Here is a 12512-nt window from a genome sequence, read left to right on the forward strand (position 1 = left end):
TTATTCACTATTTCTTCAAGCTCCCTTTGGCTTCAAAATAGAGTCATTGAGTTCGCTATCTACGATGAAGTCAGCCATTACCTTTGTGCTTGTCTTTGAAAGAGCTGGACACCGAGAACGACCATCGAAAGCCCATTCATTACCCCAAATCACAAAGCATTGAGGATGCCCGGACAACACCGCGAAACCACGCCCTTCGATCGAAGCAATGCGGGGCAGGTCCAACCAAAGCCGCCTGGCTTCGTCCATCTCAATGCCGGGGTCGTAGGCATATGTATCGCCTCTCCGGGCAATGTCTCGAAAGATCGGCCAAATCCTGTCAAAGTCGGCTTCCGTTGCTTCACGTAAGTTCATGGGATTGATCGCTTCGTGGTGACCTCTAGACTTCAAAGGACTGACAGAGGGCCTCATAGGAGTCGACCTCAATATCAAAAGTCACTCCCTCGGAATCTCCGAAGCCGGAACCGACATGATCCGCGATCGGGGCACTGACGTAGGCGGTGCGCATTCCTACCTGTGACGCTGCGGCGAGATCTCCCTTATGCGCAGCCACCATACAGGCGTCGCCGGGCGATACCCCCATGAGCCGAAGCGCTTTGCGATAGGACTGCAGCGAGGGTTTGTAATGCCCCAATAATTCACAGGAAAAGATCCCATCCCAGATTACGCCGCCGCGCTTGGAGCTCTCGATGATACTCTGATAATTGAGTATGGTGAGCACTAGCACAGTGTAACGCGTGCGCAGGCGGGCAACCATGTCAGCCGCCCCTTCAAACACGTCGAGCTGGTGCCAAGTCATCCTCGTGAGTGCAGCCAAATCCAGACGACGCAGCACAGGAAAGCGCCCGGTCATCGATTCGAGTGCCAACTCGTGCATTTGATCAGCCGTCAGCCAGTGACGGTTCCCCCGGCGCACCTCGCCCACTAAATCAAACATGGTCCTGCGCCAATCAGAGGCAAAAGCCTCGCTGTCCACTGCTTCATTGAGCTGACTCGCGGCGTCTTCAATCGTCCGCTTCGCAGTAGACTTCCAATCAAAGACGGTGCCTCCGACATCAAAGAATAAATAGCGGACTTCGTTCATATGCCTATAGATGGGTGTGCGATCGAATCGAGTGTCCCGTTACAGTTCTTGCGTAGTCGGGCGAATGACCAGTTCATTCACGTCGACATAATCCGGTTGTTCGATCGCGTAGGCGATGGCCTCGGAGATGGATGACGGCGGGATGGCGTGCTGACTGTAAAAATCCTTCACTCCTTCGCGCAGTTCGGCGTCCGGGGTGGAATCTTCCAGCTCGGTCTTGATCAGACCGGGTGAGATGGTGGTAACCCGCAGGTCGGGATTCTCCATGCGAAGCCCTTCGGAGATCGCACGCACTGCATGCTTGGTCGCACAATAGACTGTAAAATTGGGCAGCACTTTATGTCCCGCGACCGAAGCGACGTTGATAATGTGCCCACTCCCCCGCTCTTTCATGCCAGGCAAGACCGCGGCCACACCGTAGAGGAGCCCCTTCATGTTGACATCGATCATGCGGTCCCAGTCGTCCACGCGGACCATCTCCATCGGCGCGACCGGCATGATCCCCGCATTGTTGAGCAGAACATCGACCGGCCCGAAGGACTCTGCGGCAAAGGCAATCAAGGCCTCCAGATCTTCACGGCGGCTCACATCCGTCGCCTTGGCGACAGCCTCGCCTCCTTTCGATTGGATCTCGGAAACCAAAGCGTGCAGGCGTTCTTCCCGTCTGGCGGCGAGCACCAGCTTGGCCCCCTTGGCAGCGAGTAATTTGGCGGTTTCTTCACCGATGCCGCTGGAGGCACCGGTGATGACGATTACTTTATTTTCGATCTGACTCATAATTTTTGTATTCAGTTTCTGGTTACAGCTGGTTGGAAAGGTGTTCTTCGAAACGCTTGAAGTCGCTGTCCACATTCGGGTTCTTCATCACATCGTAGCAGGCAAAGCTCTCCAATGCCTCCATGCCGAAGAACCGGAAGTTCATGTGCACCGGCAGGAGCAGGTCATCGACCGAATGCCCTTGAAACAGATACTGCTCGGCGTCGTTGAAGGATGCTTCAGGGGCATTGAACGTCACGGAGAGCATGTATTGCCTGCCCTGCAGCGTGCCCCCTTGCCCATACTGTATGGTAGGATCTTTTCGAGTGCGCCCATCGCCGTTGCAAAGACGGCCGTCCATGCCTGCCGTGTAGACCTCGTCCATGTATTTTTTCAATGACCAGGGGACAGTCATCCAGTTAATCGGAAACTGCAGTAGAATCAGATCCGCCCACTGGTGCTTCCCCACTTCGACATCCACATCGTAGCCCTCCGATACGGAGGTTTGTTGCACTTCGTAGTCTCTGGCTTCGGCGAAGGCACGTGCTTTGTCCAACAAAGCTGCATTCAGTTTACCTTCCGAGAAAGGATACGGCTCGTGCCCGTTGATCAGGAGTAATTTTTTCATAGATAATCCTTCTGTTGAAATTCGGTTTAGGCATGTGTGCCTCGGATGGGATAGTCATTGGCCCGGACCCACTCCACTGTATCCAGCAGTTCGTCCAGGTCGGAGCGGTTAAAGGGCGTGTTGGAGATATCTATCAAGTGCAGCTTCCCCGCCTCGTTGACCGCGAACAGAGCCGGCTCGGCAAAAGGGCGATCGGTTTCCTGCGCGGAACGCGGGTCAGAAATGTAAAGGCCCAGGCTTTGCATCTGTGCCACAGTCAAGTCGTAAGCCACGGGGATCGTCAGGCCCGTCTCTTCAACCATGGCCTGCGCCTTGGATTCAGGGTCGCCGGAAATAGCGACCAACTCTGCGCCGACTCGCGTGAAGCCTTCTTTGAGCGACTCCAGCTTCTGCAGATACTTCTTACAGAGCGGGCAATGCAGACCGCGGTAAACAAAGACCAGTTGCCAGTTCTGACTATTCTCGCGCTCTCCAAGCGTCAGCGTGCCACCGCCCAACTTGGGCAGCGTGAGAGCCGGGAGGGGCTCTCCAGAGAGCAGTTTATTGGTGTAGCATGGGTGGTTTTTCATAATTTTATAGCCCTACCAGTAGGTAGGTATTGTTTTCAAAAAAATCAAGCGCGGGCCAACATTTTCAAGTAGGTGCGGACATGCGCCGAGAAGTGCCCGACATTTTGCAGACAGCGGGCCATGATCTGGGCTCCCAGCAGACAGTCGTGATACGCGTGCGCCGCTTCGGCAGTCTGCATGCTATCGGAAAAGCTGCCCTCTGAAACTCCTTGGATGAAAATACTCTCAATCACCCCGACACAGCCATTCACTGTCGACTCCAGCGTAGTCTGCACCGACTCCGGCAACGTGGTCGACTCCACGCTTAACATGCCCACCAAGCAGATTTTACCGTTCTTCAACGAGGATTCGAAGATATCGGCGATCGCCTGCAGCTTTTCCATCACCGTCTGATTGGAACGAGCCACTGCGCGATAATGGGCCGCGTAATCCTCGCCGCAGCGAAGCAACAGGGCCCGGATCAAATCCTCCTTCTTCGGGAAGTGGTAGTGTATGCTGGCCTTACGAATGCCCACCGCCACACTCAGATCGTTATAACTCATCGCATTGACGCCGACGCGCTGGATTAGATCCTGCGCGCTGTCCAAAAGAGCAGTCTTGGTATCTGAGGGATTCATTGGAATGGCAATGAACGTTCTACCTTCTAGTAGGTTTGTCAAGTGAATTTTCAATCGCCCCTCAAGGCAATCACTCAAAAGATCGACTAAATTCTATCAAAGTCGGCTTTCGTTGCCGCCCTCTCCGGGTGTGATTAAAAGTGCGGGGAGATCGGGCTCTCTTCGTAGCGGGGTTCTTCAGACCCCAGCTACGTGTCCCCGCACTTTCAATCACACCCGCCCTCGCCTCCAATTGATCTTTTAGATTGATCAGTATCGGCCATTGCTTATATCAGGCATTCTTGCTGCTTATCAGACAATTCGACTGCATAAACTCATACCAACCGATACCAATTTTGACTCAAAAAAGCACCACACCGGCACCCACAGCGGCTCAGGCCACCACTCAGAACCGCGGATTTGAAAAAATAGACGCCGACGTCAACTACCTGATGGGCGAACTCCAACAGGTGATGAAGGAATCCGGCTACGCCGACATGACGGACTATCTGCCCTGGACCGGCAGCAAGCTCGCCCAACAAGAGCAATTTACCAGTCGCATGGTGCAGGCCTATTCGATCGCCTTCCAGCTCCTCAGCATGGTGGAGGAAAATACCGCCAACCAAATTCGCCGTATCCACGAACAGGAGGGGGATTTGCACCAATGGCGCGGCCTGTGGGGCAGCCACCTCAAAGAACTGAAGGAACAAGGCCTCTCCGAAGAGCAGATCGCCGATGCGCTGCATGAAGTACACGTGGAGCCTGTGCTGACCGCACACCCCACCGAACCGAAGCGGATCACCGTGCTGGAACTGCACCGCGAGCTCTACTTGAAACTTGTGATGCGCGAAAACTCCATGTGGACGCCTAGCGAGATCGAAGACATCCGCCGCAGCATCCGCACCATCCTCGATCGTCTGTGGAGGACGGGAGAAATTTATCTGACCAAGCCCAGCATCGAAATGGAGCGCCAGGGCATCGAACACTACCTGACCTCCATCTTTCCGACTGCCATCCAGACGCTGGACCGCAACCTGATCCACGCCTGGGAAAGCCTCGGCTTTGACCCGGCATCACTGGAAAAACGCCGCCCCCACATCAACTTCGGCTGCTGGGTCGGAGGCGACCGCGATGGTCACCCCTTCGTGACACCGGAAGTGACAGAAGAGTCGCTGCTCTCCTATCGCATCAAGGCACTGAAGCTTCACAAAAAGGCATTGATTGAGCTCCGCGCCAAGCTGAGCCTGTCCTCCAGCCTACAATCACCGCCGGAAGAGTTGTTGGATGGCATCGCCAAGCAATGGGAAATCCTCGGCAACCGTGCGGCGGCCATGTGCGCGCGCAACGAAAATGAGCCTTGGCGCCAATTCGTCAGCCTGATGATCGCCCGCATTCCGGTCACCGAAGGTGTCGACTCCGAGGTCGACCACCTGTCAACGGATCACTTTATTAGCTACAAACGCTCCAGCGAATTAAACGAAGATCTGGAGTTGTTACGTCGCAGCCTGCTACGCGTAAATGCCCGTTCCATCGTCGAGGAAGATATCGATCCTGCCATCAATCAGCTGCGCACCTTCGGTTTCCATCTCGCCAGCTTGGATATCCGTCAAAACAGCGAAGTGCACGAGCGCGCCGTCAGCCAAGTGCTGGAATGCCTGAACTTCCCGGAAACCGACTATGACCAATGGGATGAGGCCAAGCGCGTCGACTTCCTAAAATCACAATTAAGCCGTACCGATCGCCGTCTACGCCACAATGCCAAGCTGGGCGAAGACGCACAAAAAGCAATCGGCGCACTCACCGTAGTGGCCCGCCACGTAAAGCGCTACGGCACTCCCGCATTGGGCGCGCTGATTGTGAGCATGACCCGCACGGTCTCCGACCTCATGGCGGTGTATTTCCTCGCCCGCGAAGCAGGACTGCTGCAGCAGGATGCCGATGCCAATATCATCTGTCCGCTACCAGTCGTCCCACTCTTGGAAACCGTGCAAGATCTAGAAAACGGCCCCGAAATTCTGGATGCCTTTTTACAGCTCCCCATCACCCGCCACTCCCAGCGCTGGATATCGGACAACCGCCAACGCAAGGATCTGGTCCAGCAAGTGATGATCGGCTACAGCGACAGTAACAAGGACAAAGGCATCCTCGCCAGCCAGTGGGCCCTGCACAAAGGACAGGAAAAGATCGTCGCGATGGGCCAGCAGCACGGCTTCCGCATCCGCTTCTTCCACGGCCGCGGGGGCACCATCAGCCGCGGCGCGGGGCCAACGGACCGCTTCCTCGAAGCCCTGCCCGAAGCCGCCCTCTCCTACGACCTGCGCACCACAGAACAGGGCGAAGTCATCGCCCAGAAGTTTGCCAATCTGCGCACCGCCACATACAATTTGGAGCTGCTGGCAGCAGGCACCCTGCTCTTTTCCCAGCCACACAAACAGACCAAGTACGACGAGGACACCGCCGCCACACTACAAAGCCTCTCCGACTACAGCGCCGAAACCTATCAAGCGCTGCTGCATGGCAAGGACTTCATGAGCTTCTACCGCCAGGCCACACCAATCGACGTGCTCGAAGTCAGCCGGATCGGCTCGCGCCCTTCGCGCCGCACAGGCGCGCACTCGCTGGATGACCTGCGCGCCATCCCCTGGGTCTTCAGCTGGTCGCTCAGCCGCTACTTCCTGCCCGGCTGGTATGGCGTGGGCAGCGCCCTGGACAAACTCTGCGAAAGCGATGCCGATGCCTACCAACAACTCAAGGACGGCATCCACAGTAATGCCTTCCTGCGCTACGTATTCACCAATGTCGAAGCCAGCCTGATCAGCGTCGACCACAAGGTGATGACCGCCTTCTCCGAGCTGGTCGAGGACGATGCACTGCGCAACCGCTTCATCGATCCCATCAACCACGACATGCAGCTGGCGCACAAACACCTGCAACATCTCTTCGTGGCACCGATCGAGGAGCGCCGTCCCAACCTGGTCAACACCACTCAGCGTCGCAACAAAGCGCTCGAGGGGCTCCACTTCTACCAGATCGAGCTGATCAAGCAATGGCGCGCCAACGGCAGTGATAAAGCCGACGAAAGCATGCTCAATCGCCTACTGCTGACAGTCAACGCCATCGCCAGTGGCCTGAAGATGACAGGCTGAGCCAGTTGAACTACAAGCTTTCAAGCCATGCAGCCAGTTCGGTAATGCTGCCCACTTCTTTGTCAGCCGGAATCGCGAGCGGATACGTGCTCTTGCCCGGACGGGTCACAAACACACCAGTCATGCCAACGGCTTTAACGCCCGCAATGTCCCAACCGTGTGCAGCCACCATCATGGCTTCCTCCGCTTCGACTCCGGCCTGCTTCAGTGCCCACTCATAAGACGCAAGTGCGGGACATGGGCGGCCTCCTACCTAAGGAAACCTCATTTCAATGAACGAGCTGATAGCATGCTCTACATTACGGTCAGAAGATTCAGGATTTGACTATATAGCTAAATGCCGTAATTATTAACTTAGTATTCGCCCTAATTTCATCTGCAAACCTCGGATTTTACTATGCGCCCTTTCCGCTCTCTGCTAGCAACACCTGCCCTTCTGAGTGCGTTGGCCCTCCCCACACTCACCACACTCACACAAGCCAACTTTATTGATAACTTAAACGATCTCAGCAATTTGATCGTAAACAACACAGGTAGCTCCATCACCACGCTGGATGACAACAGCGGCGACGGCACTGTGCTAATTGAACGGGACACGACAGCTGCGGATACATTTGTCGACTGGCGTGAGTCTCAAACAGGTTTTTTCAATCTGACAACTGAGGGCGAGTTTATACTGACTCCCGATGCAATTGGAGCGACTAACTCGGGCTCCTACAATGTAAACATACTATTCTACGAAGATAACAATTTCCAAGGTGAACGACAGGTGATCGCAGACACCAGCAGCACCTCCTCTCAGACGGTAGACGTGGCTGCCTTGGCAAACTCTGACTTCGGCGCTGCGAATCAATGGTTTGCGCGCATCCGTCTAGTCAACGGCCCGGGCGCCTTCGAATTTGACAGTTTCGCTGCGGTGCCTGAACCCGCAAGCAGCGGGCTACTGATGGGGCTGGCTCTGCTAGGCGTCAGTATGATACGTCGCCGTCGCTAAAAAATAGTCGAGCAACATCCCTTCGCGGCACCGATCGAGGAGCGCCGTCCCAACCTGGTCAACACCATCGCCAGTGGCCTAAAGAGACAGGCTGAGCCAGTTGAACTACAAGCTTTCAAGCCATGCAGCCAGCTCGGTAATGCTGCCCACTTCTTTATCAGCCGGAATCGCGAGCGGATACGTACTCTTCCCGGGACGGGTCACAAACACACCAGTCATGCCAGCGGCTTTAACGCCCGCAATGTCCCAACCATGCGCAGCCACCATCATGGCCTCGTCCGCTTCGACTCCGGCCTGCTTCAGTGCCCACTCATAAGATGCAAGTGCTGGCTTGTAGATTTGAATATCTTCGATGCTGTAGCGTGCTTCAAAAAACTCCATCAAGCCTGCGTTTTCAAACTGAGTTTGCACGCCCTTGTTCGAGGAGTTGGTGAAGCTGATAAGACGAAAACCCTGGTCTTTGAGTGCTTGCAGCCCTGCCTTTACATCAGGATGAGGTGGCAGACTACGAAGCGGTGTCACGATCGCCTCGCGAGCCGCAACTTCAGTCAATTCGATACCATTATTGTGAGCCACCATCATGAGAGCAGCGACACCGATGTCTCCAAAATTATGATACCGCTGCGTAGCTGTATCCACCAGCGAGTAATGCAGCATAGTCGAGAACCAAAGCGGCAAAAGCTCGTTCTGCCCATTGAGCGCTTGCCCCACCGATGCCCGCATGGACTCCAAATCCAGCAGGGTTTCATTAACGTCGAAGAAGATCACCTTCGGTCGAGCAGGCGCGGATTGGCCATGTGCCACAACTGGCAAAGCTGCGACAAGGAGAAGAAGGACGGCGAGTGTCTGTTTGAATGGTCGTATAAATTTCATATCACAGCATTAGGGACATGAGCGGCAGAACATATTCCATTTAAAATAAAAGAGCCAAACTCCCCCGCCGTAAAATAGCCTGTGTATTTTAAGGAGCTCCCAGAGCTCGACTTGCAAACATGTCGAGCATGCGCTAGCTTAATTGGATATGGCCGATACAAAACAAGGACTGATTGCACTAGCGGGTGCCAGTGGTTTTGTCGGCTCGCATTTACGTCAGCAACTGACGGACGATTACCGCTTTCGGGCACTGACTCGTAGTCCTAACATAGTGGAGCGCCATGGAGGCGAGGCGAATACGGAGTGGCGGCAATGCGACCTCTACTCGTTACCCCAGGTAACGGATGCCCTTTGCGGCTGTGACTATGCATTCTACTTAGTGCATTCGATGGCACCATCAAGTCGACTGATGCAAGGGAATTTCGAAGATACGGACCTGCTGCTAGCTGATAATTTTATTCGTGCGGCCGAGCGCGCGGGGGTAAAGCATGTCATCTATTTGAGCGGTCTGCTCCCGGAGCAGAGCGAGGCCACCGTGTCGCCACACCTGCGCAGTCGGCGTGAGGTTGAACTGGTGCTGCGTTCTCGCTCAGTGGCAGTGACCGTCCTGCGGGCAGGTGTCATTTTTGGCGCGGGAGGCTCGTCTTTTTCAATGATCATCAACCTGGTGAGGCGCTTGCCATTTATGGTATTGCCCGCATGGGCCAGCTCGATGACACAGTCGATCGACATCCTGAATGTATGTCAGGCTTTTCGACTGTGCCTAGAGGACGCGTCTTTGCAGGGAGGGATTTATGATCTCGGTGGCCATGAGCCGATGACTTACCGTGACCTGATACTCAAAACCGGCGACTTACTGGGCCGCTCGGTCAAGACGGTCGATGTGCCTTGGAACTGCTTTAAGCTCTCGAAGCATTGGGTGGCTTTGTTTAGCGGGGTCGCCCCCTCCTTGGTCGGTCCTTTGCAGGAAAGCTTACGCCACAATTTACAAGCCCGCGCGAATCGCCTGTTGGACGCTCTGCAAGGCTCCCTCGTCAGTTTCGAAACATCCTTTGCCAATGCAGTCGACGCCAACCAGCGCCCCTTGCCTAACCCACGCAGCCATACCCAGCTCGCCGATAAGCACACGATCAAGCGAGCTCGGCGAGTGCGTTCCATCCAACGTATGCCCCGGCCGATGGATTGGACAGCAGCAATGGTGATCGACACCTATGGGCAATGGCTGACTCAGCGTTTTCGCGGCCTGTTGAGAGTGGAAACTCAGACCGATGGCAGACTGCGTTTTGTAATCCGAGGACTCGGCATCTGCTTACTGGAGCTGACACCAACGCCCTATAGTAAAGCACAAGATCGCTGTGCCTTTTACATTAGCGGAGGCCGCCTCGCCAAACAAGTCGACCCACCCGGGCGCTTAGAATTTCGCATCATCCAGCCCTGCGAATGTGTCATGGCATCGATTCACGGTTACGCCCCAACGCTGCCTTGGTGGCTATATGCCAATACACAGGCGCGCATGCACCTACGTGTCATGCATGCCTTTGGGCGCTTTCTGGCGAGCAAAACAAAGTGACCTTGGGACAATTTAACGCAATTGAAACAACACCAGCCGCTCTCGACTTGCTCTAGACCATCATTACGTCTTGCTGGTTAAATCATGCGCCCCTTCAGTAACACAAATACAGGCAGACTTGCGAAGCGCTTTGCCATCTCCCTCCTCATCGGACTCTCTACGCTCTCCCTCCATGGGCATTCAAAGCAGGAGCCGATTCTGTCCTTTGCTATATTAGGAGACGGCGAGCCCAAGCCATTGGCCGAATTCCCACATACGCAGGCGGCGGTCGAACAGGTCAACGCCATGGCCGAGAGTCACAAATTTAGTTTTGTCGCTGGTATTGGAGACATTCCTCACAAGGGCACACGTATTCAGTATGAAGCCGCCACTCAAACACTGACTCAATTAACGCTACCATTTTATACCATTATGGGTAATGAGGAGCACGGCAGCACCGTTGAGCGCTATCTCGAATACCTCACCAAATGGAACGAGGGTAAGACGGACCTAATCAAAACAAAATACGTACTCGAATACGATGCACTGGCTCTAATCTTCGCGTCAGCCGACATAGGCCGTGACTTCGACGATGCAGGCATCCTCTGGATCGTCGAACAACTCAAGCAGTTGCAAGACAAGCCTGTCTTTTTATTCGCCCACGCCGCACAAGCCGGCGTGTATCCGGAAAATGCGGACAAAGGCGTCAAACACCCAGGCTTCGCCCAAGTACTGGCACAGAAAAACCTCGTTGCTATCATTTCAGGCGACTTACATATGGACATGGATCGCGTCGACCATTCAAAGCAAATCGGCAACATTCACTATTTGCACATCCCCGCGCTGGAGCGTACCAAAATCCCCGATACATCCAAGCACACGCCCATGTTTCGTACAATTACAGTCGAAGCAGATCGAAATGTAAAGGTCGACACCTATGCAGTCGGTTCTGAAACGCCGCTGGCACGACACGCTTACAGCTTTCAGTTGCCAGAAATCAACTAACTCACGGCCGCCGCTAGACGCAGCTCTAGAACCCGTTGATTGGCGGAACCGCGGAGGCGGAGATCAGCTAATGGCTGGAATGAAAACAGGATAGTGCAGAAGAGCAACAGTCCACGCATTCTTACACTTTTAAAAGGCGTCACGAGTGTCCCCCAATCCAAAGACAGACCACAAAGGTTATGACATGTCCCCTTTTTTAGCCCGCCTAGACCTACCTGGCCGTGTCTAACGGATGAAGTTTGATTCCCTGAGGGACAACCACGATTCCACTATAGGGCGATGCAACATAGCGCTTGGTGTGCAGTTCGGGAGCTTCTGGTGTGCCTGAACGCTCCTCTTCTTTGATTTCTCTTTTAACGACTTGAACCGGGCGTTGGCTGATCTTCTCAACAAGTCCGTCAGCTATGTGTATGATCTTCATTTCGTAATTCAGGATTTCTTTCGATGAAGACTGAATGTAAGACGCTGGCTGACCAAGCTCACACAGAACTGATGCTTTTGTTTCTCCAATTTCGACAGCACTTAGGCCGGTTAGGGAAACTATGAATACTGCGATACTTAATATGGTAGATGCTTTCTTCATTTTATTTTGTAGCTCATCTGGATATACTTTTAGTCCTGCCAGAAATAGTCGAACCGGCGAGTGCTTCACTTTTCATTGTATTGGATTTCATTTCGGATGGCTCTGAGTCCAGCAACTTGTCACGGCGTAATCAAATGAAGACGGAAGCTGGGAACCGCTAATCACACGCTTATATTGAGATCAAATTCATTTGAACACATCGTGCTGGATAAGCGTTCCATAAGTGGTGATAAGCGGTTAAAGATCTGGGTTCTTTTTTCTGTATATAGTAGAGCGTGCTCACGAAGTGAGGCGCGAACGGAGTTGATCACCACGACTGGATCTATGCTTCATTTGGTCTGCTGGTTGTGTTTTTTCGACAGTTCATGGAGCCAAGTTTCAGTCCCCATCTTATCTTCAAATTCCTTTTTTATCCTGAATTTTGCTCCTCCGAGGATGTCACCCCAATCGCTATCGAATGACTCTGCTAATTCTTTTTCGAGAATCCCATGGATTCGATCTAGGACGATTAGCTCTGAAATCTCTGAAATCGTGACTTGTTCCTTTTCTTCATTTTCGCTCAGCCACTCAAAAAGCACGATCAACTCATCATGGCTTAAACTATCTAAAGGTGCTTTCATTTATTTCTGTAGATCGTGGAGCTGTATCATAGAGTGAAGCGCGGCTTGCCGGGCGTAGCTCGAAGAGCGAAGCCTGGAGCGCGTAACGGAATTGATACCAGCGTCTGGA

Annotated in this window: 14 protein-coding genes; 4 read left to right on the forward strand and 10 right to left on the reverse strand. The window is 53.8% G+C overall.

The features are described 5' to 3' along the window. Positions 1-15: 15 nt before the first annotated feature. The 6 genes from QEH59_RS08630 to QEH59_RS08655 are packed head-to-tail and all read right to left on the reverse strand — an operon-like array spanning position 16 to position 3654. Positions 16-354: a GNAT family N-acetyltransferase gene (locus tag QEH59_RS08630; protein ID WP_308951743.1), complete on the reverse strand. Its 339-nt coding sequence runs from the start codon at positions 352-354 to the stop codon at positions 16-18. 25 nt (positions 355-379) lie between these two features. Beyond that, positions 380-1084, reverse strand: a complete 705-nt coding sequence (locus QEH59_RS08635) for an HAD family hydrolase (RefSeq protein ID WP_308951741.1) — start codon at positions 1082-1084, stop codon at positions 380-382. Between the two features lie 39 nt (positions 1085-1123). Then, positions 1124-1861 carry an SDR family oxidoreductase gene (locus QEH59_RS08640; RefSeq protein ID WP_308951740.1) on the reverse strand — a complete coding sequence of 246 codons (738 nt, stop codon included), beginning with the start codon at positions 1859-1861 and terminating at the stop codon, positions 1124-1126. 22 nt (positions 1862-1883) lie between these two features. After that, a complete protein-coding gene (locus tag QEH59_RS08645) occupies positions 1884-2468 on the reverse strand; it encodes an NAD(P)H-dependent oxidoreductase (protein WP_308951739.1) in 585 nt (194 codons plus the stop codon). A 26-nt stretch (positions 2469-2494) separates the two neighbouring features. Then, the gene (locus QEH59_RS08650) at positions 2495-3037 is read right to left on the reverse strand and encodes a peroxiredoxin-like family protein (protein ID WP_308951738.1); all 543 of its coding nucleotides are present in this window, start codon (positions 3035-3037) and stop codon (positions 2495-2497) included. 44 nt (positions 3038-3081) lie between these two features. After that, positions 3082-3654 (reverse strand): TetR/AcrR family transcriptional regulator, encoded by a 573-nt coding sequence (locus tag QEH59_RS08655; RefSeq protein WP_308951737.1) that lies wholly within the window; start codon positions 3652-3654, stop codon positions 3082-3084. Between the two features lie 335 nt (positions 3655-3989). Between QEH59_RS08655 and QEH59_RS08660 the strand changes: the two genes are divergently transcribed. Beyond that, complete coding sequence (locus QEH59_RS08660) at positions 3990-6779, forward strand: phosphoenolpyruvate carboxylase (RefSeq protein WP_308984968.1); 2790 nt, start codon at positions 3990-3992, stop codon at positions 6777-6779. Positions 6780-6789: 10 nt separating this feature from the next. Here QEH59_RS08660 and QEH59_RS08665 read toward each other — a convergent pair whose 3' ends face one another. Continuing rightward, on the reverse strand, positions 6790-6954 hold the full coding sequence (locus QEH59_RS08665) for an HAD family hydrolase (protein WP_308984969.1): 165 nt from the start codon (positions 6952-6954) through the stop codon (positions 6790-6792). A 222-nt stretch (positions 6955-7176) separates the two neighbouring features. Here QEH59_RS08665 and QEH59_RS08670 point away from each other — a divergent pair, with 222 nt between their 5' ends. Continuing rightward, a complete protein-coding gene (locus QEH59_RS08670; protein ID WP_308984970.1) occupies positions 7177-7773 on the forward strand; it encodes a PEP-CTERM sorting domain-containing protein in 597 nt (198 codons plus the stop codon). Positions 7774-7878: 105 nt separating this feature from the next. On the opposite strand, the gene QEH59_RS08675 is transcribed toward QEH59_RS08670, so the two are convergent. Further along, the gene (locus tag QEH59_RS08675) at positions 7879-8646 is read right to left on the reverse strand and encodes a haloacid dehalogenase type II (protein ID WP_308984971.1); all 768 of its coding nucleotides are present in this window, start codon (positions 8644-8646) and stop codon (positions 7879-7881) included. Between the two features lie 148 nt (positions 8647-8794). Here QEH59_RS08675 and QEH59_RS08680 point away from each other — a divergent pair, with 148 nt between their 5' ends. Continuing rightward, positions 8795-10216, forward strand: a complete 1422-nt coding sequence (locus QEH59_RS08680; protein WP_308984972.1) for an NAD(P)H-binding protein — start codon at positions 8795-8797, stop codon at positions 10214-10216. Positions 10217-10300: 84 nt separating this feature from the next. After that, the gene (locus tag QEH59_RS08685; protein ID WP_308984973.1) at positions 10301-11200 is read left to right on the forward strand and encodes a metallophosphoesterase family protein; all 900 of its coding nucleotides are present in this window, start codon (positions 10301-10303) and stop codon (positions 11198-11200) included. Between the two features lie 211 nt (positions 11201-11411). On the opposite strand, the gene QEH59_RS08690 is transcribed toward QEH59_RS08685, so the two are convergent. Next, on the reverse strand, positions 11412-11783 hold the full coding sequence (locus tag QEH59_RS08690) for a hypothetical protein (protein ID WP_308984974.1): 372 nt from the start codon (positions 11781-11783) through the stop codon (positions 11412-11414). A 329-nt stretch (positions 11784-12112) separates the two neighbouring features. Then, positions 12113-12403, reverse strand: coding sequence for a hypothetical protein (locus QEH59_RS08695; RefSeq protein ID WP_308984975.1), 291 nt, complete (start codon positions 12401-12403; stop codon positions 12113-12115). Positions 12404-12512 lie beyond the last annotated feature (109 nt).

The sequence above is a fragment of the Thalassobacterium sedimentorum genome (assembly GCF_031127905.1).
Taxonomy (GTDB): Bacteria; Verrucomicrobiota; Verrucomicrobiia; order Opitutales; family Coraliomargaritaceae; genus Thalassobacterium; species Thalassobacterium sedimentorum.